26 protein-coding genes are annotated in these 24635 nt (G+C 61.0%); 6 read left to right on the top strand and 20 right to left on the bottom strand.

The annotated features are described in order from the left end of the window. The first annotated feature begins 182 nt into the window (after nucleotides 1-182). Nucleotides 183-1769: an ABC transporter permease gene (locus tag GIW28_RS08840; RefSeq protein ID WP_236446151.1), complete on the top strand. Its 1587-nt coding sequence runs from the start codon at nucleotides 183-185 to the stop codon at nucleotides 1767-1769. Beyond that, nucleotides 1766-2581, top strand: coding sequence for an ABC transporter ATP-binding protein (locus tag GIW28_RS08835; RefSeq protein WP_017136703.1), 816 nt, complete (start codon nucleotides 1766-1768; stop codon nucleotides 2579-2581). Before GIW28_RS08840 ends, GIW28_RS08835 begins: the two co-directional genes overlap by 4 nt. Here the strand turns inward: GIW28_RS08835 and GIW28_RS08830 are convergent. Further along, entirely contained in the window at nucleotides 2568-3638 is a 1071-nt protein-coding gene (locus GIW28_RS08830) for a fatty acid desaturase (protein WP_026013676.1), read from the bottom strand. The two genes, GIW28_RS08835 and GIW28_RS08830, sit on opposite strands and share 14 nt — an antisense overlap. 101 nt (nucleotides 3639-3739) lie before the next feature. Here GIW28_RS08830 and GIW28_RS08825 point away from each other — a divergent pair, with 101 nt between their 5' ends. Beyond that, nucleotides 3740-4744, top strand: a complete 1005-nt coding sequence (locus GIW28_RS08825) for an AraC family transcriptional regulator (RefSeq protein WP_099549546.1) — start codon at nucleotides 3740-3742, stop codon at nucleotides 4742-4744. Nucleotides 4745-4829: 85 nt separating this feature from the next. Here GIW28_RS08825 and GIW28_RS08820 read toward each other — a convergent pair whose 3' ends face one another. Together GIW28_RS08820 and GIW28_RS08815 are read right to left on the bottom strand one after the other, a co-directional pair. After that, nucleotides 4830-5189, bottom strand: coding sequence for a response regulator (locus GIW28_RS08820; RefSeq protein ID WP_017136700.1), 360 nt, complete (start codon nucleotides 5187-5189; stop codon nucleotides 4830-4832). A gap of 38 nt (nucleotides 5190-5227) precedes the next feature. Continuing rightward, nucleotides 5228-5914: a Crp/Fnr family transcriptional regulator gene (locus tag GIW28_RS08815; protein ID WP_169986705.1), complete on the bottom strand. Its 687-nt coding sequence runs from the start codon at nucleotides 5912-5914 to the stop codon at nucleotides 5228-5230. 83 nt (nucleotides 5915-5997) lie between these two features. On the opposite strand from GIW28_RS08815, the gene GIW28_RS08810 reads away from it, so the two are divergent. Beyond that, entirely contained in the window at nucleotides 5998-6525 is a 528-nt protein-coding gene (locus GIW28_RS08810) for an Mpo1 family 2-hydroxy fatty acid dioxygenase (protein ID WP_017136698.1), read from the top strand. 122 nt (nucleotides 6526-6647) lie between these two features. Here GIW28_RS08810 and GIW28_RS08805 read toward each other — a convergent pair whose 3' ends face one another. The 6 genes from GIW28_RS08805 to dibA all read right to left on the bottom strand — a co-directional run bounded on the left by GIW28_RS08805 (nucleotide 6648) and on the right by dibA (nucleotide 12988). Next, on the bottom strand, nucleotides 6648-7628 hold the full coding sequence (locus GIW28_RS08805; RefSeq protein WP_017136697.1) for a sulfate/molybdate ABC transporter ATP-binding protein: 981 nt from the start codon (nucleotides 7626-7628) through the stop codon (nucleotides 6648-6650). A gap of 3 nt (nucleotides 7629-7631) precedes the next feature. Continuing rightward, nucleotides 7632-8504, bottom strand: a complete 873-nt coding sequence (cysW, locus tag GIW28_RS08800) for a sulfate ABC transporter permease subunit CysW (RefSeq protein WP_138451201.1) — start codon at nucleotides 8502-8504, stop codon at nucleotides 7632-7634. A gap of 13 nt (nucleotides 8505-8517) precedes the next feature. Then, entirely contained in the window at nucleotides 8518-9336 is an 819-nt protein-coding gene (cysT, locus tag GIW28_RS08795; protein WP_236446152.1) for a sulfate ABC transporter permease subunit CysT, read from the bottom strand. Between the two features lie 170 nt (nucleotides 9337-9506). Beyond that, nucleotides 9507-10517 carry a sulfate ABC transporter substrate-binding protein gene (locus tag GIW28_RS08790; RefSeq protein WP_003170959.1) on the bottom strand — a complete coding sequence of 337 codons (1011 nt, stop codon included), beginning with the start codon at nucleotides 10515-10517 and terminating at the stop codon, nucleotides 9507-9509. Between the two features lie 75 nt (nucleotides 10518-10592). Beyond that, nucleotides 10593-10775, bottom strand: a complete 183-nt coding sequence (gene oscA / locus GIW28_RS08785; RefSeq protein ID WP_003170956.1) for a sulfur starvation response protein OscA — start codon at nucleotides 10773-10775, stop codon at nucleotides 10593-10595. A gap of 299 nt (nucleotides 10776-11074) precedes the next feature. Further along, on the bottom strand, nucleotides 11075-12988 hold the full coding sequence (gene dibA, locus GIW28_RS08780; protein WP_236446154.1) for a phosphodiesterase DibA: 1914 nt from the start codon (nucleotides 12986-12988) through the stop codon (nucleotides 11075-11077). A gap of 166 nt (nucleotides 12989-13154) precedes the next feature. Here dibA and desA point away from each other — a divergent pair, with 166 nt between their 5' ends. Next, a complete protein-coding gene (gene desA / locus GIW28_RS08775) occupies nucleotides 13155-14339 on the top strand; it encodes a delta-9 fatty acid desaturase DesA (RefSeq protein ID WP_017136693.1) in 1185 nt (394 codons plus the stop codon). A gap of 323 nt (nucleotides 14340-14662) precedes the next feature. Beyond that, complete coding sequence (locus GIW28_RS08770; protein ID WP_236446156.1) at nucleotides 14663-15664, top strand: sensor domain-containing diguanylate cyclase; 1002 nt, start codon at nucleotides 14663-14665, stop codon at nucleotides 15662-15664. Between the two features lie 167 nt (nucleotides 15665-15831). On the opposite strand, the gene GIW28_RS08765 is transcribed toward GIW28_RS08770, so the two are convergent. From GIW28_RS08765 to GIW28_RS08715, 11 genes are all read right to left on the bottom strand, one after another. Further along, a complete protein-coding gene (locus GIW28_RS08765) occupies nucleotides 15832-17034 on the bottom strand; it encodes an HDOD domain-containing protein (protein WP_099549553.1) in 1203 nt (400 codons plus the stop codon). Between the two features lie 139 nt (nucleotides 17035-17173). Then, complete coding sequence (gene gabT, locus GIW28_RS08760) at nucleotides 17174-18451, bottom strand: 4-aminobutyrate--2-oxoglutarate transaminase (protein WP_012721619.1); 1278 nt, start codon at nucleotides 18449-18451, stop codon at nucleotides 17174-17176. 182 nt (nucleotides 18452-18633) lie between these two features. Beyond that, nucleotides 18634-20076, bottom strand: coding sequence for an NADP-dependent succinate-semialdehyde dehydrogenase (gene gabD, locus GIW28_RS08755; protein WP_169986709.1), 1443 nt, complete (start codon nucleotides 20074-20076; stop codon nucleotides 18634-18636). A 294-nt stretch (nucleotides 20077-20370) separates the two neighbouring features. Then, entirely contained in the window at nucleotides 20371-20685 is a 315-nt protein-coding gene (locus GIW28_RS08750; protein ID WP_003187551.1) for a RebB family R body protein, read from the bottom strand. A 50-nt stretch (nucleotides 20686-20735) separates the two neighbouring features. Continuing rightward, nucleotides 20736-21050, bottom strand: coding sequence for a RebB family R body protein (locus GIW28_RS08745; protein WP_005783676.1), 315 nt, complete (start codon nucleotides 21048-21050; stop codon nucleotides 20736-20738). Between the two features lie 83 nt (nucleotides 21051-21133). Further along, nucleotides 21134-21457 (bottom strand): hypothetical protein, encoded by a 324-nt coding sequence (locus GIW28_RS08740; RefSeq protein WP_099549554.1) that lies wholly within the window; start codon nucleotides 21455-21457, stop codon nucleotides 21134-21136. A 40-nt stretch (nucleotides 21458-21497) separates the two neighbouring features. Continuing rightward, entirely contained in the window at nucleotides 21498-22124 is a 627-nt protein-coding gene (locus tag GIW28_RS08735) for a hypothetical protein (RefSeq protein ID WP_169986711.1), read from the bottom strand. 82 nt (nucleotides 22125-22206) lie between these two features. Then, a complete protein-coding gene (locus tag GIW28_RS08730) occupies nucleotides 22207-22779 on the bottom strand; it encodes a hypothetical protein (protein ID WP_099549556.1) in 573 nt (190 codons plus the stop codon). An 18-nt stretch (nucleotides 22780-22797) separates the two neighbouring features. Then, a complete protein-coding gene (locus GIW28_RS08725) occupies nucleotides 22798-23025 on the bottom strand; it encodes a RebB family R body protein (protein WP_003187543.1) in 228 nt (75 codons plus the stop codon). A 103-nt stretch (nucleotides 23026-23128) separates the two neighbouring features. Further along, entirely contained in the window at nucleotides 23129-23671 is a 543-nt protein-coding gene (locus GIW28_RS08720) for an RNA polymerase sigma factor (protein ID WP_017136685.1), read from the bottom strand. An 87-nt stretch (nucleotides 23672-23758) separates the two neighbouring features. After that, nucleotides 23759-24475, bottom strand: a complete 717-nt coding sequence (locus tag GIW28_RS08715; RefSeq protein ID WP_099549558.1) for a Crp/Fnr family transcriptional regulator — start codon at nucleotides 24473-24475, stop codon at nucleotides 23759-23761. Nucleotides 24476-24635: the final 160 nt, after the last annotated feature.

The following is a 24635-nucleotide window of genomic DNA, read 5'->3' as shown; positions in this document are numbered from 1 at the left end:
TTTTGGACTATGCGAGCAGAAACGCTGGCTCCAGCGGCGTATGCATAAACAGCATCAAAAATATTCTTCGAATGCATTGGATGCGTGCCAGGCAGAGGCTTTAAATGATTTTTCTTATCTCACAATCATCTTGATTCCGTTTTTATAAGATCGAAATCACATAACGCCGAGGGAGGTCCGCTATGGCCCGCACTTCACAGTTGAGCCTGCCTCTTTCAGCCCCCGCTCCGCGCTGGCCCTTGCTCGGTGAGCGTCTGCTGCCCTGGCTGTTGCCGCTGGCACTGTTTGCGCTGTGGTGGTTGGCCAGCCGTAATCAGTGGATGAGCGAACAAATTTTGCCCGCGCCGTCGCTGGTGTGGAGCAGCGCCGTAGAGCTGGCCGGCGGCGAGCTATGGAGCAACCTGGCGATCAGCTTGCAGCGCTTGTTCTGGGGGCTGTTGGCCGGTATCGGCGCGGGAGCCGTATTGGGTGCGCTATTAGGTTTCAGCGCGCGCGCCGAACGCCTGGTGTTCCCCACGTTCAGCGCGTTGTCGCAAGTGCCGACCCTGGCCTGGATCCCATTGTTCATGGTGTTTTTCGGCATCGGCGAGACCTTGAAACTGGTGGTGCTGGTGAAGGCGATTGTGGTGCCCGTTACCTTGCACACACTGGTCGGTGTGCGTGACGCGCAACCCAACCTGCGTGAAGCCGCCCGCGTGCTGCGCCTGCCCACGCACCTGCTGATTCGTCGGCTGATCCTGCCCGCTGCGTTGCCAGCCTTCATGGCCGGTGTGCGCCTGGCGCTGGCGGCGGGCTGGACCTCGTTGCTGACCGTGGAACTGCTGGCCTCCAGCGAAGGCATCGGCTACCTGATGGTCTGGGCACGCCAGTTGTTCATGCTCGATATTGTCTTCGTGTGCATCGTGGTCATCGGTGTGCTGGGCGTGGTGATGGATCGCGGCATCGGCTGGCTGGACCGCAAATGGGCGCACTGGCCGCACCCGGCCACTGCGCAGATTCGCCGCGGCCCGCGTTATGAGGGGTGGCAACGCCTGCAACCGTGGTTGTTGCCGCTGCTCTTGCTGGCGTTGTGGCAGGTGGCGACGGATCTCGCTTGGGTGGACCCGAATATTCTGGTCAGCCCATGGGCCGTGCTGCAAACCACCGGCGCGGGTGTGCTGGATGGCAGCCTGTCCGGCGCCTTGGGCAAAAGCCTCGGCCGCACGCTGGGAGGCTTGTTGCTCGGCGCCAGCCTGGGGTTTGCCATGGGTTTGTGGCTGGGTTTGTCGCGACGCAGCGAGCGAGTGCTCGGGCCGACGCTGGCCGCGCTGCGCCAGATCGCGATTTTCGCCTGGGTGCCATTACTCACCGCCTGGTTCGGCCTGGGTGAATTGGCCAAGTCGGTGTTTATCGCCCTGGCGGCGTTTTTTCCGCTGTTTATCGCCACCCAACGCAGCGTGTTGAACCTGTCTCCACAGCTGCGCGAAGCCGCGCAAGTGCTACGCCTGAACCTGTTCCAGCGCCTGCGCCGTCTGGTGCTGCCGGGCGCGGCGGCGGGGATCTTCGCCGGCCTGCGCCTGAGCCTGATCTATGCCTGGCTGGGCACCATCGGCGCGGAATATTTCATGCCATCCAACGGCGGCATCGGCAGCCTGATGATCGGCGCCCAACAGCTGCTGCGAATGGATTTGATCATGAGCGGCATGCTGCTGGTGGGCCTCACCGGCGCCACGCTCAACCTTATCGGCCAACGCATCGAAACCCGCGCCACGCGCTGGAGACACGCATGAACGCACCTATCGTCAGCTTCAACCATGTGGGCAAGACCTTTGACGTCGACGGCTTTGAGCTGGAGGCGATTCGCGAATTCAACCTGGACATTGCCGAAGGCGAGTTCGTGGCGATTGTGGGTTCCAGTGGCTGCGGCAAATCTACGCTACTGCGCCTGCTGGTGGGGCTGGATACGCAGTTTCGTGGCGAGATCCGGGTGGACGGCCATGCCGTAAAGGGCATCGGCGGCGAACGCGGCATCGTGTTCCAGGAGCACCGGTTATTCCCCTGGCTGACCGTCGCGGAAAACATCGGCCTGGGCCTGGTCAACGAGCCGTTGAGCGAGGCCGAGCGCAACCGGCGCATCGGTGACTTTATCGAATTGGTGGGCCTTACCGACTTTACCCGCGCTTATCCGCATCAGCTGTCCGGCGGCATGGCGCAACGTGTGGCAATCGCCCGTGGCCTGGTGGCCAGCCCGCGCATTCTATTGCTCGACGAGCCGTTCGGCGCCCTCGATGCGTTGACCCGCCAGCAGATGCAGGACGAGCTGTTGGCAATTCGCGCCCGCGCCAAAATCACCACGGTGCTGGTGACCCACGATGTGGAAGAAGCGATTTTCCTAGCCGACCGCGTGGTGGTGATGGAGCCGCGGCCAGGGCGCATCAAACAGGTGGTGGACATCGCCCTGCCCCACCCACGCCAACGCAGCAGCTTCGAGTTCCACCAACTGCGCGAAGAGCTGCTGCATGAACTGATCAGCGACGGCCACTATCAGCCGCCGCTGCGCGAACAGATTCGCGACCTGCCGCTGGCGTTTATTGCTTGCTGAATGCCAGCTCAGCGTCCGGCCGTTCCTGGCGCTCAAGCCGATTGGCGCGGGTAAACGTGCCGATATCATTGAAGCGCACGCCCATCTCGCGCATCACCTTGTGGGCCACCTTGGCGGTCATCTGACGGATGTAGAACGGCTCCTTCACCACAAAATGGTGGATGCCGTGAGTGCTGCCGAAGTTGAAGCAAAACGCCTGCAACGGCCACATCCACCACGGGTTGAGCACCTGGGTTTGCTGGATCACGTTGCCCAGTTCCACATCGCCGTAATAGTGCATGTTGGAGCTGACAAAGTGCAGGCAAAAGGTGCGCAGCACGTTAGGACCGATGATCACCACGGCGGCGATATCAATCACCTGCATCATCTGCAAGGTACCGGCGGACCACTGGATTGGCGCGCCCATCAGGCTGGCGATGCCATTGGCGGCATGAAAGCCCAGGAACACATACCACGCGCCCCAATGCAGCAGCGCCAGCGGTGCGTACACCAGCAGCGAGCGTTTGAGGATCTTGAGTTTGTGGCTCCAGGTCTTGGCCCGCAGCATGCGGATAAACGCCGACATCACGTTATCGCCCACCATCAGCAACCGCGCGAACCCCCACGGCTCGCCATTGGTAATGGCGCGCTCTTCCATATCGGTTTCGGTGCCGGACACCTTGTGGTGGTTAAGGTGCAAATGCCGGCGTATCCACGGGTTGATGGTGCTCGGCCGCGCCAGCCACACCAGGCCCATCATCAGGTTGTGTGGCACACGTTGCTTGCGAAAGTACATGCTGTGGATCAGGTCGTGTTCCAGCTCGTGGGTCAGCGAAGCGAGGAAAGCGTTGAGCAGCAAACATGCCCACCAAGCCATATGGCCGGTGATATAGAGCGCCGCCGAGCCGAGCATGCCGAGCAAGGCAAAGGCCAGGATGCCCGCGCCCAACGCATCCTGATGCAGCAGCCAGGGGTGCTGTTGGCGCAACCGCACGCCCTCGGCGAGCACCACTTCGCGGATTTTTGCCGAGCGCTGTTGCGCATTCATCTGTTGGGGACTTGCAGAAGTACCGTCCATGCTCCCATCCTCTTGTTAAGTGATACGTCCATCCTGCCCCAAGCGATCGGGCGGGACGCTAGCCCCGGACGCCAACCTGTTGACCGCAAGCGCCAATCACCATGACTGAACCCACGTCTCTCGCCAGTTGGACCCGCGCCCTGCGCAAGCAGCTCGACGCCCTCAACCTGGACAGCGCCGCGCTGTGCATCGAGGCCGGGCTCGACCCGCAGCAGATGGACGACCCCAACGCACGCTACCCGCTGTCGGCCACCACACGCCTGTGGGCGCTGGCAGTGCAGGCCAGTGGCGACCCGGCGATCGGCTTGCGCGTGTCGCGGTTTGTGAGCCCGACCACCTTTCATGCGCTGGGTTATGCGCTGGTGGCCAGCGGCAGTTTGCGTGAGGTGTTCGAGCGCATCGTGCGGTATCACCAAGTGGTCAGCGATGCCCTGACGCTGGAGCTTAGCCGAGAGGGTGAGCGTTACCGCTTTCGTCTGCTGCAACCTGCGGACAGTCCGGCACCGGCGCCAGAAGCGATTGATGCGTTTGCAGCGATCTATGTGCGCACCTGCCGTAATCGCCTGGGCCGTGATTACGCGCCGTTGGCGGTGTACCTGCGGCGGCCGGAACCGGTGGATCCAAAACCCTGGCACACGGTGTTTCGCGCACCGGTGTTTTTCGATGCCGAGGAAGACCGACTTGAATTTTCCGCCCAGGACTTCGACAGCCACCTGGACGACGCCAACCCCGAGTTGGCCGAGCACAATGAAACCGTGCTCAAGCGCACCCTGGCCCAGCTGCAACCGCTGACCTGGGAACGCAAGGTGCGCAGGGCGATCGAGGAACAATTGCCGGAGGGCGAGCCGAGTGCCGAGCGCATCGCCCAGGCGTTGCACCTGAGTCTGCGTAGCTTGCAGCGGCATTTGGCGGATGAAGGCTGTCGGTTTGATGCGTTGCTCAATGAGTGCCGCGAGAACCTGGCGCTGCTGCACCTGCGCGATCCGCACTGCTCATTGGCCGAGATCAGTTATTTGCTTGGGTTTGCCGATACCAGCAGTTTCAGCCGAGCGTTCAAGCGCTGGACGGGGATGACGCCGGGGCAGTTTCGCGATGGGTTGCGTTAGGTAGGGCCTCATCGCGGGCAAGCCCGGCTCCCACAGGGCAATGCATTCCAACTGTGGGAGCTGGCTTGCCTGCGATAGCGGTGGCTCAGCGACCACGCCGCAAGAGTTTTTTCACCCGCGCCACCAGCACCTTGGCATCAAACGGCTTGAGCAAATAATCATCCTCATGCAGTTCCAACCCACGCAAGCGGTCTTCAATGCCACCGGGCGTGGTCAGGAACAGCACGGGTGTCTCACCCTTCAACCGAATCGCCTGCTGCAACTTCCAGGCATTCAGGCCCGGCAGCATCACATCCAGGATCACCAGGTCGTACTCGGTGCTTTCCACGAAACGCAACGCCGCCATGCCATTGGCCGCGACTTCGACGCTGTAACTGGCCTCGTTCAAGCCCTGGGCCATCCGCTGTGCCTCTTCGGATTCATGTTCCACTAACAGCACGCGCATAACACACCTCGATTAATCAGGCTTGCAGGCTAACACCCTCAGGTGTGCGCCGCCTCACGCAGTCGCCGGGCGTCGAGGATTTCGATCTCGCCGTAGCCCAGGCGCACGATGCCTTGGGCCTGCAGGTCCTTGAGCAAGGCGTTGGTGGTCTGGCGTGACAGGCTCAGCATGGCGGCCAGGTCTTCCTGGGGCAGTTGCAGCACGCTTTTTGAAGACTCGGCCTCGCCGTAACCCTCGACGATCATCAACAGACGATGGGCCAGGCGCACCGACGCCGGCATCAGGCTCAATTGCTCGATATTGATAAAACTCAGGCGCAGCTTCTGGCTCATCAACAACGCCAGGTCGCGCCAGTACTGCGGGCTTTCATTGAGGATACTGAGCAACGCCTGTTGTGGCACCTGCAGCAGCGTGCACGGCCCGACGGCGCAGGCGTCGTGGGTGCGTGGCAGGCCGTCGAACAGGCAAATCTCACCCAGCCAGAAGGGTGACTCCACCAGGCTCAACAGTGCTTCCTTGCCGTGCTCATTCACCGCGCTGATGCGCAAGGCGCCGTCGAGCACCGCGTACAGGCCACAGGGTGGGTCGCCACGCTTGAACAGGTACTGCCCCGCCGCCAGCTGCCGCTGCCGGGCGTGGGCCAGCAGGCTATGCTGAAAAGGCTCAGGCAGGTGGCTGAACCAGTGGCCAGAGGCCAAGCGAGTACGCCATTTCTCTGTGTCCATGAGCACTCCGAAGATTGTCGCCCAGCTGACAGTCAGTCACAGGCGGACAGGGCATGATCAAGCATCCTACAGGAGGAACAACAATGAAAAGCCTCGTCGACCACCTCAGCCAATACGCCGCCTACCACCGCGACCCCCGCAATATCGCCAGCCACTTTATCGGCATCCCGTTGATTGTGGTCGCCGTGGCGGTGCTGCTGTCGCGCCCTGAATGGGCAATCGGCAGCCTGTGGATATCTCCGGCAGTGCTACTCGCGCTGTTTTCGGCATGGTTCTACTTGCGCCTGGAACTGGCGCTGGGCCTGCTGATGACGCTGTTGATGGGCTTGTCGGTATGGGCCGGGCATGCGCTGGCGGCACAGAGCACGCTGGTATGGCTGAGCAGCGGCATCGGTATGTTTGTGGTGGGCTGGGTGATTCAGTTTGTCGGGCACTATTACGAAGGCAGGAAGCCGGCGTTTGTGGATGATGTGTCGGGATTGATTGTGGGGCCGTTGTTTGTGGTGGCGGAGCTGGCGTTTTTGCTGGGGTTGCGGCAGGAACTTAAAGAGCAGATTGAGGCGCGGTCCGGCCCGGTAGAACGCCGCGATCTGAAGCCAAGCAAGGTCTGAATGTGGGAGCTGGCTTGCCTGCGATACAGGCACCTCGGTGTATCAGTCACACCGTAGTGATGCTATCGCAGGCAAGCCAGCTCCCACATGATCGTTCCCACGCAGAGTGAACGATCTGAGGGTCAGGCTTTTTGCCAGACCTTGGGCTTGAAGAACAAGGTCTCGCCACGCGCCAAACCGGTCAGGCTGTCGTGGTCTTTGACCACTTCGGCCTCGATCAACTCGCTTTGGCCTTCGACCTTGAGCGTCACCCGTGTGGTGGCGCCGAGCGGGCGAATATCGCGCACTTGCGCGGCGTGGTGATCTTCCAGCTCATGGCGCGACAGCGACACTTCATGCGGGCGGAACAGCACGTGCTTGTCTTCGCCCAAGTGCAGACGGTTGGAATCACCGAGGAAGTGATACACAAAATCGCTGGCCGGGTTTTCGTAGACTTCGCCCGGTGAGCCGATCTGCTCGATCACGCCCTTGTTCATCACCACGATACGGTCGGCGACTTCCATGGCCTCTTCCTGGTCGTGGGTCACGAACACCGAGGTGAGGTTGATATCTTCGTGCAGGCGCGCCAGCCAGCGGCGCAGCTCTTTACGCACCTTGGCGTCGAGGGCACCGAAGGGTTCATCCAGCAGCAGCACCTTGGGTTCTACCGCCAGGGCGCGCGCCAGGGCGATACGCTGACGCTGGCCACCGGAGAGTTGTTCCGGGTAGCGATCCGACAGCCAATCAAGCTGCACCATATTCAGCAGTTCATGCACTTTGACCGCAATCTGGCTTTCGCTCGGGCGCTGGTTTTTCGGCTTCATGCGCAGGCCGAAGGCAACGTTGTCGAACACGGTCATGTGGCGGAACAGCGCGTAGTGCTGGAACACAAAGCCGACGTTGCGATCACGCACGTCGTGGCCGGACACGTCTTCGCCGTGGAACACGATGCTGCCGGCGTCCGGGGTTTCCAGGCCTGCAATGATGCGCAGCAAGGTGGTCTTGCCGCAGCCGGACGGGCCCAGCAACGCCACCAGCTCGCCACTCTGGATGTCCAGATTGATGCTGTTCAGGGCCTTGAAGGCGTTGAAGTTCTTGCTGACATTACGGACTTCGATCGACATGACTTATTCCTCACCGGCGCTGTTGCGCAGGCGGTTGATACGGTTCTCGCTCCACTGCTTGAGCAGCAGGATGAAGAGCGCCAGGATCAGCAACAGGCTCGCGACGGCAAACGCGGCGACATGGTTGTATTCGTTGTAGAGGATCTCGACGTGCAGCGGCAAGGTGTTGGTCACGCCGCGAATGTGGCCGGACACCACCGACACCGCGCCGAATTCACCCATCGCCCGCGCGGTACACAACACCACGCCGTAGATCAGGCCCCACTTGATGTTCGGCACGGTCACGTGCCAGAACATCTGCCAGCCATTGGCGCCCAACAGGCGTGCGGCTTCTTCTTCCTGGGTGCCCTGCTCCTGCATCAACGGGATCAGTTCACGGGCCACGAACGGCACCGTCACGAAGATGGTCGCCAGCACAATGCCCGGCAAGGCGAACACGATCTGGATGTCATGGTCTTGCAGCCACGGGCCGAAGAAGCCCTGGGCGCCGAACATCAGCACGTAGACCAGGCCCGCGATCACCGGCGACACCGAGAACGGCAGGTCGATCAGCGTGACCAGAATGCTCTTGCCACGGAACGAGTACTTGCTCACACACCACGCGGCACTGACGCCGAACACCAGGTTGAGCGGCACCGAAATCACCACGGCGATCACCGTGAGCTTGAGCGCCGACAGCGCGTCCGGCTCAAGGATCGCCGTGAAGAACGCGCCGAGGCCATTCTTCAAACCCTGGGACACCACGATAAACAGCGGCAGCAGCAGGAACAGGAAGAACACCAGCCAGCCCAGGCCGATCAGGATGCGTCGCGACACCGCGCTGCCACGCCGGGCAGCATTGGCCGAGGCTGCAGCGGAAATAGACGATTGGGACATGCTCCGCGCCTCCTTATGGACGTTCGATGCGCCGCTGCAACAAGTTGATCAGCAGCAGCAAGACAAAGGAAACCACCAGCATCAACACGCCAATGGAGGTGGCACCGCGGTAGTCGTATTGGTCGAGCTTGACCATGATCAGCAACGGCAGGATCTCGGTTTTCATCGGCATGTTGCCGGCGATGAAGATCACCGAACCGTACTCACCCACGCCACGGGCGAAGGCCAGCGCGAAGCCGGTCAGCCAGGCGGGCAGCAATGCGGGTACGAGGATGTAGCGGAACACCTGCAAGGGCTTGGCGCCCAGGCAGGCGGCGGCTTCTTCGATTTCACGCGGGATATCGGCCAGTACCGGCTGCACCGTACGCACCACAAAGGGCAAGGTGACGAAGGTCAAAGCCAGGGTGATGCCGACTGGGGTGTAGGCGATTTTAAAGCCCAGGTCGGTTGCGAATTGCCCGACCAGGCCTGCCGGTGCGTACAGCGCAGTGAGGGCAATACCGGCCACTGCGGTGGGCAGGGCAAACGGCAAGTCGATCATCGCATCGATGACCTTGCGGCCAGGGAAGGTGTAACGCACCAGCACCCAGGCCAGCAGTGTGCCGATCACGCCGTTGATGATCGCCGCGACGAACGCGGTGCCGAAGCTCAGTTTTAACGCCGCCAGCACCCGCGGTGCGGTAATGATGGCCCAGAACTGATCCCAAGTGAGTTGAGCGGCATGTACAAACATCGCCGCCAGGGGGATGAGTACGATCAGGCTGAGGTACACCACGGTGTAGCCCAGCGTCAGCCCGAAGCCGGGTATGACGGGGGAAATACGACGCGACATAAGAGTCCTTGGTTAAAGGGTAAACACCACTGCCTTTCTGTGGGAGCTGGCTTGCCTGCGATGCAGGCACCTCGGTGTGTCAGTCACACCTTGGTGATGCTATCGCAGGCAAGCCAGCTCCCACACAAGCCGGCCCCCGCCGAAAGGCGGGCTCCTACAGGTAATTTGGCTTACTGCGCCGTGTAGATCTGGTCGAACACGCCACCGTCGTTAAAGAATTTCGGTTGGGCAGTTTTCCAGCCACCGAAGTCTTTGTCGATAGTCACCAGGTCCAGTTTCGGGAACTGCTGGGCGTATTTGGCGGCCACTTTTGCATCGCGTGGGCGGTAGAAGTTCTTCGCCGCAATCTCCTGGCCAGCCGGGCTGTACAGGTGCTTGAGGTATTCGGTGGCGATCTCGGTATTGCCCTTTTTCTCGGCGTTTTTGTCGACCACGGCCACTGGCGGCTCCGCGAGGATCGACAGGGACGGCACGACGATATCGAACTTGTCGGCGCCGCCGTCTTCTTTGAGTGCCAGGAACGCCTCGTTTTCCCACGCCAGCAACACGTCACCCTGACCGTTGTTGACGAAGGTGATGGTCGAACCGCGAGCGCCGGTGTCGAGGATCGGCACGTGCTTGAACAGCTCTTTTACGTATTCCTGGGCCTTGGCTTCGCTGCCGCCGGATTTAAGGCCGTAGGCCCACGCGGCGAGGAAGTTCCAGCGCGCACCGCCGGAGGTTTTCGGGTTAGGCGTGATAACGGAAACGTCTTTCTTGATCAGGTCGCCCCAGTCCTTGATGCCTTTAGGGTTGCCCTTGCGCACCAGGAACACGATGGTCGAGGTGTACGGAGTGCTCGCATCCGGCAGGCGGGTTTGCCAGTTTTCCGGCAGGGTCTTGCCCAGTTTGGCGATTTCATCGATGTCGCCAGCCAGGGCCAGGGTCACTACGTCGGCGCGCAAGCCGTCGATCACCGCACGGCCTTGCTTGCCCGAGCCACCGTGGGATTGCTGGATCTTCACGTTGTCGCCAGGGTGGGACTGTTTCCAGTAGCTGGTGAATTCAGCGTTGTAGTCCTGGTACAGCTCACGGGTCGGGTCATACGAGACGTTGAGCAACTCGTAGTCCTTGGCAACGGCGGAACCGGCAAACACGGCGCTGGCCAGTGCGGCCAGGGCGTAACGGCGAATCGACGACATAGAAGCTCCTGATAATTCTTGGGTGTTGGCTTTTTCTTATAGTTGCGGGTCTAGCATGCGAATCGCCGTTGTTGCTTAGCTCGGTTTGTTACCGGGGTTCTGCAAACGGAATTTTTCCTTGCGTTCGATCTGTACCACTTGGGCGTTGTGCACAGTGATTTCCACCGCGCCAAACCGCAGGTCGCGCAAGGCGCTCTGGATCTCACGCAAAATGGCTGCTTCGTCCTGGCCGTCGACGCTACGTAGAGATGCGCTCATGGTCTCGCTCCTGAAATGAATAGTGCCTGGCAGTGGCGGCACTGCTTGCGGCGTGAGGGCGATAGTAGATAAGCGCGGATATTCTTAAAAATACTATTTAAGAATGTTTATATAACCAGAAAGAATTTTCTGACAGGACGTGGGGTTGCGAAGGTTTTGGCCTGGAAAATACTGCTACCCAAGCACCGCTAAACCCTGTGGGAGCCGGGCTTGCCCGCGATCGCGGTGTGTCAGGCACTGATGTTTCGACTGATACTGCCTCATCGCGGGCAAGCCCGGCTCCCACATTGGCCTGCATTTCACATGCGGATAGAGGGTGCCCTGGCCCAATCCATTTCTTGCGCTGGCACCGGCCGGCCAAACCAGTACCCTTGGCCCAGATCACATTCCTGCGCCAACAAGAACCTTGCCTGCTCCACCTGCTCAATGCCTTCAGCATGCACCTGCATGCCCATGCTTTTTGCCAACGCGATCACCACGCGCACAATCGCCGCGTCGTCTTCATCCCACGGCAAGCCGGCGACAAAGCCCTGGTCGATCTTGAGCTTCTGCACCGGCAAGCGCTTGAGGCGCAGCAATGACGAATAACCGGTGCCAAAGTCGTCGATCGCAAGGCGCAGGCCCAGCTCGCGCAGGCGGTGCAATTGCTCAAGGGCGACTTCGGGGTCTTCCATCACAGCGCTTTCGGTGACCTCCAGCTCCAGGTAAGCCGGGTCAAGGCCGGTGGTGTGCAGCACCTGGGCGACTTGCTCATACAGTTCACGCCGGGCAAACAAACGGCTTGAAACATTCACCGCAATAAAGCTCAACGGCGCGCCATCGGCCAGCCATTGGCCCATCTGGCGGCAGGCCTGGTCCATCACCCAGGCGTCGATATCGGCAATCAGCCCGGTGCGCTCGGCAATCGGGATAAATTCACCCGGCGGCACCAGGCCGCGCTCAGGGTGTTGCCAGCGCACCAGGGCTTCGACGCCGACCAGGCGGCTGTCTTGCAGGTCGTGCACGGGCTGGTAGTACACACGCAGCTCTTGCTGATCGAGGGCGCGGCGCAGTTCGCTGGCGATTTCCACGCGGTGCTGGGCGTGGGCCGTCAGTTCTTCGGTGTACAGCGCATAACCTTCGCGGCCGGCGCTCTTGGCTTTGAACAGCGCGGAGTCGGCATTGCGCAGCAGTTGTTCGGCGCTCAGGGCATCACTGGGAAACAGACTGATTCCGATGCTGGCGCTGATAAACAACTGGTTGCCGTCGAACACAAACGGCTCTTTCATCGCATCGAGCATGCGCTGTGCCAGCGCGGCAGCCTGCACCACCTGTGGACAACTTTCGGCCAGCACGGCGAACTCATCGCCACCGAGGCGCGCCAGGGTCACGCCGGGGCCGAACAGGCCCTTTAACCGCTCGCCAACGGCCTTGAGCAGCTGGTCACCGACATTATGGCCGAGGCTGTCGTTGATGATCTTGAAGTGGTCCAGGTCCATCAACAGCAACGCGCAGCCGCGTTTGTGCACTTGCGCCGAGGCCAGCGCCTGCTCGGCGCGGTCGGTGAACAGCAGGCGGTTGGGCAAGTCGGTGAGCGGGTCGTGGTGGGCCAGGTGCGCCAGTTCGTGCTCGGAGTCCTTGATGGCGCTGATGTCGGAAAACACCGCGACGTAATGGCTGACCTTGCCCTGGTCATTGTGGATAACTCGGATGGTTTGCCACTGTGGATAAATCTCACCGCTCTTACGCCGGTTCCAGATTTCGCCGCTCCACTCGCCGGTGCGTTCGAGGGTCTGGAACATCTGTTGATAAAAATTCGACGAATGGCGTCCGGACTTGAACAGGCTCGGCCGTTCGCCCATCACGTCCTCACGGCTGTAACCGGTGATCTCCATAAATGCACGGTTCACATGCACGATCAGCCCTTGGGCGTCGGTGACCAGTACGCCTTCACGGGTGCAATCGAACACGGCGGCAGCCTGTTGCAGGCGTTCATGGTTTTCTTTCAAAGGTTGCTGCAATCGATGGGTGCGGGCAAAACGGGCACAGATCAGGTAAATGGCCAACGCGCTGAGGGCCACCCACACATAACCGCGCACCTGCAACCAACGTCCTAACTGCCTCGGGTCATCGAGAAAGTTGATCAATAGGTGGTTGCTGAGCTGGAGCCACACAATTGAAACCAGCAGGTATACCAGCCCCACCCGCAGGGCACCTCGGTACGAAAACAGCATATGGTCAGTAATCCTTACCCAAAAAACAAAATCGCCCTACAAACGCTGCGGATTATAGAATAAGAAACATCCAGTCACTCCTATCTGAAAGGGCGGCTGGTTTTCTCTGTAGGCTTAGTGATAATGCGTGAGCTGTTTTTTTCTTTATCTGAGGGCCATACAGCCTATGTGGTACAACGGTTTTCTTGACCTGTCAGCCTGGCAACTGGTGGCAGTCACGCTGTTGATGACCCACGTGACCATTGTTGGGGTCACGGTCTATCTGCACCGTTATTCAGCCCATCGCTCCCTGGAGCTCAATGCCGGCCTGAAACACTTCTTCCGCTTCTGGCTGTGGCTGACCACGGCGCAGAACACCCGCGAGTGGACCGCCATCCACCGCAAGCACCACGCCAAGTGCGAAACCGTCGACGACCCGCACAGCCCGGTCATCAAGGGTTTGTCCACCGTGCTGCGCAAAGGCGCCGAGCTGTACCGCGCCGAGGCCGAGAACCCCGAGACCCTGCGCATCTACGGCAAAAACTGCCCGGACGACTGGATCGAACGCAAAATCTATACGCCATACCCGCTGCTGGGCGTGGCGATCATGGGGGTCATCGACCTGCTGCTGTTCGGCACCATTGGCATCACCATCTGGGCGATCCAGATGATGTGGATCCCGTTCTGGGCCGCCGGTGTGATCAACGGCCTTGGCCATGCGGTCGGTTATCGCAACTTTGAGTGCCGTGACGCCGCCACCAACCTGGTGCCGTGGGGCATCATTGTCGGCGGCGAAGAGCTGCACAATAACCACCACACTTACCCGAACTCGGCCAAGCTGTCGGTGAAGAAGTGGGAGTTCGACCTGGGTTGGGCGTGGATCAAAGTGTTCAGCTTCCTGCGGCTGGCCAAGGTGCAGCGCGTCGCGCCGATCGCGCACCGCGTGGAAGGCAAAGGCCACCTGGACATGGACACCGCCATGGCGATCCTCAACAACCGCTTCCAGATCATGGCCCAGTACCGCAAGTTGGTGATTGGCCCACTGGTCAAGCAGGAGCTGGAAAAGGTCGATCATTCGGTACGCCACCAGTTCCACCGCGCCAAGCGCCTGTTGTCACGTGAAACCAGCCTGCTGGATGACCGCCACCACGTGCGCATCCAGAGCATGCTCGAACACAGCCACGCGCTGACCGTGATCTACGAGAAGCGCCTGGCGCTGCAGCAGATCTGGCTGAAGACCAGCACCAATGGCCATGACATGTTGGCCGCGATCAAGGAATGGGTGCATGAGGCTGAGGCCAGCGGTATTCAGTCCCTGCGCGATTTTGCCCACCAACTGAAGACCTACTCGCTGCGCCCTGCAGCGGTCTGACACGGTCTCGTGGTGAGCGGGCTTGCTGTGGCGAGCAGGCTTGCCCTGCGTTGGGCTGCGAAGCAGCCCTGAAACCAAACACCGCGCCCTGCCTGGCAGAACGCGGTGTTTTTATTGGGGCCGCTGCGCGCCCCAACGCAGGGCAAGCCTGCTCGCCACAGTAAGCCCGCGCTCTGCATACTGGTTTCTGACGCCATTTCTTAGTCAGCCCGTTCACGGAACTTCACCGCAAATCCCCTCTCTCAAGGAACACTTCGCCATCATGGTGGCCCTTGCACTGACCGCTGCTCCATCCTGCGGCGAGCCCAGAGAGAGTTGTGCCGATGGTTCCCGAAAAGCCTTATTCAACCGATGCGCCCGTCGCTGAGCACCCACGCCCGGCTGCGGCGGCCACTCTGCTGGCGCTGATGCATGCCCAAGGTGAAGTCGAACGGCTGAGTGAGCGTGAACAACTGCTCAGTTCACTGCTGGTCAGCGTGAATGCCGTGCTGTGGGCCATCGATTGGGAAACCCGGCGTGTGTTGTACGTGAGCCCGGCCTACGAGCGGGTGTTTGGCCGATCCGCAGGTTTACTGCTCGCCGACCACCGCGAATGGCGCAACAGCATTCACCCCGAAGACCTCGACTACGCCGAACACAGCCTGGCCCGCGTGCTGGAAGACGGCGCCGTGGAGGACCGCGAGTACCGCATCATCACCGCCGACGGGCAGATTCGCTGGCTGAGCGACAAGTGCTATATCAACCAACAAGTCGAACCCGGCAAGCCGTTGATTGTGGTGGGCATGGCCGAAGACATCACCGAAAAAAAGCACATGGAGTTGGAGCTGCACCGACTCGCCACCACTGATGTGCTGACCCAAAGCAGCAACCGCAGGCACTTTTTCGAATGCGCCAACCAGGCGTTCGACAGCGCCTGCGCCCAAGGCGCCCCGCTGGCGTTCCTGCTGCTGGACATCGATGACTTCAAAGACGTCAACGACAGCTACGGCCACCTGGAAGGCGACCAGGTGCTGCGGCGTATCGCCGAGAGCGGTCGCGGCGTGCTGCGCCGTGGCGACCTGTTCGGGCGCATTGGCGGCGAAGAGTTCGCTGCGGTACTGCCTGGCTGTGCGCCGCACATGGCGTTGCAGGTAGCCGAACGGCTCGGCAAGGAAATCCAGGCCCTGAGTTTCAGCTATGAAGGCCGGGAGTTTACCGTGACCGTCAGCCAAGGCCTGGCCAACCTGCGTGAAGACGACTCAACCCTGGACAGCCTGTTCGCACGGGCCGATGCCGCGATGTACGAGGCCAAGCGCCAAGGCAAAAACCGCGTCATAGAGGGCTAGAACTCGATCAAGCAATGGGAACCGGCCTGGTTGGGAGCTGGCTTGTGTGGGAGCTGGCTTGCCTGCGATGCCGGCACCTCGGTCTATCAGGGGTACCGAGTTGATGCTATCGCGGGCAAGCCCGGCTCCCACACAAGCCCGCTCCCAGACCTGAACTTCGTTGCCAGCTAGGTTTTGCGCACCCGCGTCAGCTCCGACAAGCCCACCTTGAGTAACCTGGCCGTCTTGCTCTTGGCCAGCGCTTCCAACCCTTCATGCTCGGTCAGACGCGCCATTTGCGCCGCCAGGTTCACCACCAGCGCGTCGCGCGAATACACCCCACCCTCGAGTGAATAGGTCGCCGCAATCAACTGCCGCAACTCCAGCGGCAAGCGCCAGCGCGTGCGCAACGCCGAGCCATAGGCGGCGCCAAAGGTGTCGAGGGACTCACCGATTGCCTCGTCATCCAGCGCCCCGCCACCCAGGCGCCAGTCTTCCAGGCAGCGTAACAACGCCAAGTCACCCAGCCGATGCAGAATGCCCGCGCAGTAGCAACGTTCGTGGTCCAGTTCGAGCATGCGCGCCAGGCGGCGGCCGTAGTCGGCGGTGTCCTGGGACAGCTGCCAGTGGCGCTCGGCGTAGGCCACCAACGCCGGGTCACCCAGCACCACGTTGTGCTTGAGCGCCAGGCCCAGGATCAGGTTCATGCTCTGCCCGGCGGCGAGCTTTTGCAGTGCAGCGGCCAGGGTCTGTACCGGCGTGCCGTGATGGCCGGCGCTGTTGGCGGCGGCGATCAGCACAGCGGTGATTTGCGGGTCGGTTTTTACCTGATCTTCCAGTTGCTTGAGGTCCAGGCCGTCCGGCGCCAGGCTGTGTTGCACGGCGGCTTTCACATCGACCCGCAGCGGCGCACCATCACAGACGTCGCGGCGGCGTTCCAGGAACACTGGCAAGGCCATACCGGGCGCCAGCGGCGGTATCTCGCAATACACACTTTCGCCTTCATCGAGCAGCAGGTCTTGCAGGCGCTGGGTCAGGCCTTCCATGTTCAGGGGTTTGGTCAGATACGCCGTGGGCGCCAGGGGCAAGGCTTCGCGCACGCTGGCGCTGTCATTGCGACTGCTCAGCAGAATAAACGGCAGCGAACGGCGCTTCTGGCGCACGCTGCGCAGCAGGCTCAGGCCATCGACGCCCGGCAGCTCCCAATCCGCCAGGATCAGGTCATAGGTTTTGTCTCGCAACAGCGTGGCCGCTTCCTGGCCATCGGCACACACATCCAGCCGCGCGTCGCAGCGCACATTCAACAACACTTGCTTGAGCAGGTCCCGCGACCAAGGGTCCGCCTCGGCAATCAACACGCGGGGTACAGCGGGTAAATCAACAGCAGTCATCCAGCACGCTCCATCGGCAATACTTGCACCTTAGACAATCACGCCGCCTGCGTACAATGAACATGGCCTGAATGTGCTGCAGCGGGCACAAAAAAACCCGCCGAGGCGGGTTTTTTCTGTCGATCACGTCAGCCTCCGCTTACAGCTCGGAGAAGCACTCTTCGATGATCGCCAAGCCTTTGTCCAACTGCTCGTCCGGCGAGGTCAGCGGGACCAGTACGCGCAACACGTTGCCGTAGGTGCCGCAAGACAGCAGGATCAGGCCCTTGTCACGCGCCTTGGCCACCACGGAAGCCACGGCAGCGGCGTTTGGCTTGTGGCTGTCGCCGTCTTCGAACAGCTCCACCGCGATCATCGCGCCCAGGGCACGCACTTCGCCGATCACCGGGTACTTGGCTTGAATGGCTTTGAGGCCCGTCACCAAGCGCTCGCCAACCGCCTTGCAGCGGTCCAGCAGGTGCTCTTCTTCGAACACTTCCATCACCGCCAGCGCAGCAGCGCAAGCAATCGGGCTACCGGCATAAGTGCCGCCCAGGCCGCCTGGCGCAATGGCGTCCATGTATTCAGCCTTGCCGCACACACCGGCCAGCGGGAAGCCGCCAGCGATGGATTTGGCGAAGGTGGTCAGGTCGGCAGCCACGCCCATCTGTTCCATGGCGAAGAACGTACCGGTACGGCCGGCACCGGTTTGCACTTCGTCGGCGATCAGCAGGATGCCGTGCTTGTCGCACAGTTCGCGCAGGCGCTTCATGAAGGATTTAGGCGCGACGTAGAAACCGCCTTCGCCCTGCACCGGCTCGATGATGATGGCAGCGATATCACGCGGCTCGGCATCGTTTTTGAAGATGCGTTCGATGCTGGCGATGGCATCGTCATCGCTCACGCCGTGCAGTTCGTTCGGGAACAGTGCGCGGAACACCCCGCCTGGCATCAGGCCCATGCCGGCCGAGTACGGCACGACTTTACCAGTGAGGCCCAAGGTCATCATGGTGCGGCCGTGGTAAGCGCCGGTAAACGCGATTACGCCAGCACGGCCAGTGGCGGCGCGGGCGATTTTCACGGCGTTTTCGACCGCTTCGGAACCGGTGGTGACCAGCAGGGTTTTCTTGGCGAAATCACCTGGCACCTTGGCGTTGATCTTTTCGCACAGCTCCACGTAAGGCTCATAAGCCAGCACCTGGAAGCAGGTGTGAGTCAGCTTGTTCAGTTGCTCGGTCACGGCGGCGATGATTTTCGGGTGCACGTGGCCGGTGTTCAGCACGGCGATACCGCCGGCGAAGTCGATGAACTCGCGACCTTCAACGTCGGTCACGGTGGCGTTCTTCGCGGATTCGGCGAAGATCGGGTGAATCTGGCCAACACCACGCGGTACAGCGGCTTCGCGGCGTTTCATCAGGGATGCGTTGGTCTTGCTCATAAAGTCCTCATTCGCCACTCATCGGGTGGCGTGGTCCAAGGAATACGTGGCGGGGAGGCAACTACGGCAGCATGCGATGATCGACTGCCACAGCTTTCCCGGCCACTACGAATAACGTCTTGAAACACGCAAAGGGTCAGCGCTCTCGTGCCCTCTGCGTTTACTGCAATCCCGTGCCGAGCTTAGATGCCCAGGCAGAGGTATTTGATTTCCAGGTAATCCTCGATCCCGTACTTGGAGCCTTCACGGCCCAGGCCCGAAGCCTTGATGCCGCCGAACGGCGCCACTTCGTTGGAGATCAACCCGGTGTTGACGCCAACCATGCCGTATTCCAGGGCTTCGGCCACACGGAACACACGGCCCAGGTCGCGGGCGTAGAAGTAGGAAGCCAGGCCGAACTCGGTGTCGTTGGACATCGCGATCACTTCGGCTTCGTCTTTGAAGCGGAACAGCGGCGCCAGTGGGCCGAAGGTTTCTTCCTTGGCGACAGCGGCGTCTTTGGGCACGTTGACCAGAATGGTCGGCTCAAAGAAGTTGCCTTCCATCACCTTGCCACCGGCCAACAGCTTGGCACCTTTGCTCAGGGCATCAGCGATGTGCTCTTGAACCTTGGCCACGGCTTTTTCGTCGATCAGCGGGCCAGTGGTGGTGCCTTCTTCCAGACCGTTGCCGATCTTGAGTTTGGCCACGGCGACTTTGAGTTTTTCGGCGAACGCGTCGTACACCGAATCCTGGATGTACAGGCGGTTGGCACACACGCAGGTCTGGCCGTTGTTGCGGTACTTGGAGATGATCGCGCCTTCGACGGCCTTATCGAGGTCGGCGTCGTCGAACACGATAAACGGCGCGTTGCCGCCCAGCTCCAGCGAGACTTTCTTGATGTCCTTGGCGCATTCGGCCATCAGCTGGCGACCGATTTCGGTGGAGCCGGTGAAGGACAATTTACGCACGATCGGGTTGCTGGTCAGCTCGCTGCCGATATCACCGGCGCTGCCGGAAACCACGCTGAACACGCCTTTTGGAATGCCCGCGCGCTGGGCCAGTTCAGCCAGGGCGAACGCCGAGTACGGGGTTTGCGAAGCCGGCTTGAGCACCATGGTGCAACCGGCGGCCAGCGCTGGGCCGGCTTTACGGGTGATCATCGCGGCCGGGAAGTTCCACGGCGTGATGGCCGCGGTAACGCCGATCGGTTGTTTGATCACGATCAGGCGCTTGTCCGGCTGGTGGCCAGGAATCACATCACCGTAGATGCGCTTGGCCTCTTCGGCAAACCACTCGATAAACGAAGCGGCGTAGACGATTTCGCCTTTGGCTTCGGCCAGCGGCTTGCCCTGCTCCAGGGTCATCAGGCGCGCCAGGTCGTCCTGGTTCTCGATGATCAGCTCAAACCAGCGACGCAGCTTGTTGGCGCGGTCCTTGGCGGTGAGTGCACGCCAGGCCGGCAGGGCCTTGTCGGCGGCTTCGATGGCGCGGCGGGTTTCAGCCGCGCCCATCTTCGGCACGGTGCCGAGAATTTCGCCCGTGGCCGGGTTGTTGACCTTGATGGTTTGACCGTTGTCCGCATCGACCCAAGCGCCATCGATAAAGGCTTGTTGGCGGAACAACTGGGTATCTTTGAGCTGCATGTCGGCTTTCCTTAACAGCACCGCGCGCACGCGGAGCGAATTAGAGTTGTTGAAAGGCGCCTTGTGGGCTGCCGTCAGGGAAATCAGCCCCAGCACGCGAGATAAGTGAAATAGCGCACGGGAGACAGAGCGTTTGAAATCTCAAACGAATCCTAGGATCAATGGGGGTACAGGGCAATAGTCTGTTCGAAAAAAAGAACGAAAACGGCGCATTTGATGCATCTTTCAGATCAAGCGCACAAACGACAACAGCCCCGGTGCCTTGTGGGCGCCGGGGCTGTTGGGCCTTGCAACTTACGGTTGGAACGACTTGAGCACGGCCAACAGGCTGGTCAAGTTGTCGGCCACGCCACCTTGGGCGACTTTTTCGGTGGCCGCAGCGCCAGCGGTGGTGTCGACGCTGTAGATCTGCATCACGCCTTGGTTGGTGGCGGCCTGGGCCAGGGTGTTTTGTTGCTGTTGGGCCGAGACCGAGTTCTGGAACAGGATCGCCGTGGCCTGGCCCATGGATTGATAGATCGTGCTCATGGCCATCGCTGGCGATTCGGCAACGACCTTGACGTTGGTCTGGGTGACGGCATCGGTGATTTGCGGGCTGACTGTGCTCATGGTTGAAACTCCTGGTGTGAGAAAGAACAACATCCGTTATCGCTGAGTGCTTAAGGCTGGAAGGACTTGAGCACAGTCAACAGGCTGGTGAGGTTATCCGAGACGCCGCCTTGGGCGACTTTTTCGGTGGCCGCCGCACCGGCGGTGGTATCGACGCTGTAGATCTGCATGACGCCCTGGTTGGTGGCCGCCTGGGCCAGGGTGTTTTGCTGCTGCTGGGCCGACACAGCGTTCTGGAACAGAATCGCCGTGGCCTGCGCCATGGATTGATAGATAGTGCTCATCGCCATCGCCGGCGATTCGGCCACCACTTTGACGTTGGTCTGGGTGACCGCGTCGGTAATTTGCTCGTTAACAAATGCCATGATCAATTTCCTTATAGGGGTACACGGTGCATTCCGTGTTCATGAATGAACGTTGCCAAACAGGCGCTGTGAAACGCGCGAGCTCAAGGTTTCGCAGTTGGGCCCAGCGCCGCTTCAATCTGCGTAATCAAACCCTGGATCAGGGCCTGCACTTCCTTGCGTTGCGCGTCCTTGTCCGGGGCCGCGCCGTCCAACACTTGGCGTAGCGCCGCCTCACGCTGCTCGGCGGCAGCCTTGAGCGCTTGCTCATTGGCCTTGGACTGCTCAAGCACCTGGCTGGCGCGCTTGAGGGTTTCGTCGACGATGGCCTGGGGCGCTCCGGCGAAGATCTGCGGGTTGCGCAGCATCGCTTCCAGCCGCAGGCGATCATCGCTGGACAGCACTGAGGGTGTGGCTGGGTGAGCCATGACGGCCTCCTTGGGTACTACGTTGCTGGCTGAAGGGCCGCTAAAGCCGCACCTCGACGTTGTCCTGCCAGAAGCCCGAGAAGTAGAAATACGCCGAGGCATCACAGAACGTCGCCAACTCCGCAGGGGTAATGGCGCTGGGTTGGTTGCCGAAAATCGCCGGCGGCGGCGGCAGCAGGTTGGCCGAGTTATAGAGGTTGCCGACTTCATAGCAGTTGGCCGCGAACTGGGAACAGAACGAGCTGCTGCCAATCGCCACCGACTCGTTGATGCGCTCGACCAGGCTGGTGTTGGAGGTCCAGCGCCGGAATGCAGAAATCATCGCGTTCCACACGCTGTAACGGCCACGGATATCGCCGCTGATCTTGTCGAAATAGAACTGCTTGGCCGCCACGACTGCCGCTTCGCCCAACTCACTGCTCATGCAAGAGAAGACCATCGCCGAACGCGGGGGCTTTTCAAGGCTGAGGTCAGTCAGCGACAGCCCCTCACCCACGCTTTCAATCACCTGGGTGTCGCTCACCGCAATCGCCGGATGAACCACATTCAGGAACGTCGTGTCCTGGGAAAACACCTTGGCCTTGACCAACTGGCCCGCGCGAATGAACGCGCGCGTCGCGCTGTCGTCTTCTTGCTTCACCGAAAAAATAATATCTCCAGGCTGCATGATGTCGCTCCTCACTTAAGAAAAGTTGCTTTCAAGTTGCTGTTGCACCGTTCCAGAAGAACCCTGGAACGTTGTGCTCGATTCAGGCCGCTGGCGCAGCCCGATTGGCCAAGGTGTCGGCGTACTTGGCGATGCTCTGGTCGATCTTGTCGATGGCCACGCTGGCGGCTTCGGCTTCCATGGCACCCGCGGCGGCGGCCACGGCGGCAGCGGCGCCCACCAGCAAGTCGGTGGCCAAGGCGCCCAAGGCGTCTTCGGCAGCGGCCGGCAGGTTGTCCTTGACGATGTTCTCGGTCATTTGCTGGAGCAGCACGGCCTGGGCCGCCAGGGCGATCTTGCTGACCCCGTCGAAATACCCCGCCGCCGCCTGCGCCACCAGGCCGGCCGCCTGGCTGATCATCATGTCGGCCGGCACCGCAATCTGCGCCGGCGCATAGGCAAAGTTCTGCGAGTTGGTGAACTGCACCGCCTGCACGATCTGGCTGTTGAGGGCCGCGGTGCTGTCGGGCGACGGCGTGCTCGCCTGGTTGAGCAGGTGCTCGTTCATGCGCGCCATGATCGAGCGCGAGGCCGGTGCGGCGGGCGCTGGCGCAGGTGGGTCGGCGGCGGGCGTTGCTTGCGGGGCGGCGGGTTTCTTTCTACTGAACCACGACATAATCGATCTCCCGAGGGCTTAGCCCTTCTCGCCAATCTGCATGATCAGCGCCACGGCCTTGGAGATCACGGCATTCGAAATCTGGTTCATCGCCTGTTGGCTGTTGACCGCGTTCTGCAACGACAGGCCCGCCGCACTGCTCGCCACCTGATACAGCGACGCGATGGCCTGGGCCGGCGCTTCTGCCACCACTTTGACGTTGGTTTGGGTGACCGCGTCGGTGATCTGGCTGTTGACCTCTGTCATACATCTCTCCTTGATGGCATTCACCCAGGGTTGGGCGTGGGTAGTGGCGGCAGGACGCGCTCATACAACTAGAACGCCCCGCGCCGGCGTGTGTGAATCAAATTCAGCGCAAGGCGTTGCGCAGCAGTTGCACACGCTTGCGCACAAGTGGCAGCGTGACCTGCAACGCGGCAGCGATCTGCGGATACGGCAGGTCATCCACAAAGCGCATCTCAAACAAGCGCTGCTGCAACACCGGCAACCGCGCCACCTGCGCCTCGATCAGCTCGAGGCGCTCGTAACACTCCACCCGTTCCAGCACCGAAGCGCAGGGCGCGGCGAGTGCGGCCAGGTGATCGTGCTCGAGGTCCACCGAATCATCGAGCAGCCGCTCCTCGCGCTTGCTGCGTCGCAAGCTGTCGAGAAACACATGGTCGAGTACCAGAAACAGAAACCCCTGAGGGTCGCGAATGCGCTCTGGCGAGCGCCGAAAGAACAGCAGGGCCTTGATCGCCGTGGCCGACAACCATTCCTGGCCCTGATCCAGATTGCCCTTGGCCCGCCGCAGCGCGCGCCGCTTGAGTTCGCCCTGCACGGCGCGCCAACTCGCTTCGAACAAACGGTCATCGGCGGCCCATTGATCCTTGAACTGAACAGTCATCCCCATCGCCAGCACTCCTGTGCATCCTTGATGAAGGGCCAGTCTGCAAGCGCGGGACAGGGGTGCGCTGTTACCTGCGGAACACTGCAACGACTAATTCAAGGCAAATGCCTTGCGCCGCAAATGCTCGAGATCGTTGATCACCATGCGTTCCAGATTGCCGCTGATCAGCCCACTGCGGCGCCACAATTGCAGCTGCACATTGAGCTTGGGACGGCTGGTGTTAAGCATCGACGCCAACACCCCCTGGCTGGCGGGCAAAGAGACACTCGGCATGGCCAGCGCCAGGTCGATATCGCCCAGGTTGGCCAACAGAAACCGCGCCAACCGCGACTCCAACCGATGCAGGCACACCAACTCCAGCAACTCGATGGCCTGCAGCAAGCGCAGCATCATCAGCATCAACAAGCGCCGCAAAAACACAGGCTCCTCAAACAGCACACCAAAATGCCGGCTACCCAGTTGCAACAGCCGCGTGGGGCCACTGGCAAAGGTGGAAGACTCGCGCCCATGATCCTTGATCAACGCCGTCTCCCCCACCACCTGCCCGGCCCCGGTACTGCCGATAATCTGCTCCCGGCCGTCCGGCCCATGCACCACCGAATAAATCCGGCCCTCAACCACCAAAGCAATAAATTCGAGGCTGTCGTCCTTGAAATACAGCAGTTCACGATCATCCAGCAGGCGCTCCACCATATGGGTGGCAACGTAGCGCAAGAGGTGCTCCGGCATACCTCGAAACAAATCGGAGCGGGCCAACAGGGTTTGTCTCAACGGGAGATCGAGCATCACGGTTCCTTTGGAATGCATGCGTTCACCTGGGGAATTGCGGCTTGGAAGCGGCTTAAAGCCACAAGAGCAAAGCAAACAAAGGGACGTGCGGCGCGGGGAGTTGTGAATGAGAGTGGCGATTAGCCATTTTTGGTGGGAAACGGCCGACAGTTACCGGCGAAAACGCTGGAATGGACGC

This window comes from Pseudomonas sp. PA-5-4B, assembly GCF_021606215.1.
In the GTDB taxonomy this organism is placed as follows: domain Bacteria; phylum Pseudomonadota; class Gammaproteobacteria; order Pseudomonadales; family Pseudomonadaceae; genus Aquipseudomonas; species Aquipseudomonas edaphica.
Note: the sequence above shows the minus strand (reverse complement) of the source record. Positions and strands in the feature narration are given on the sequence as shown.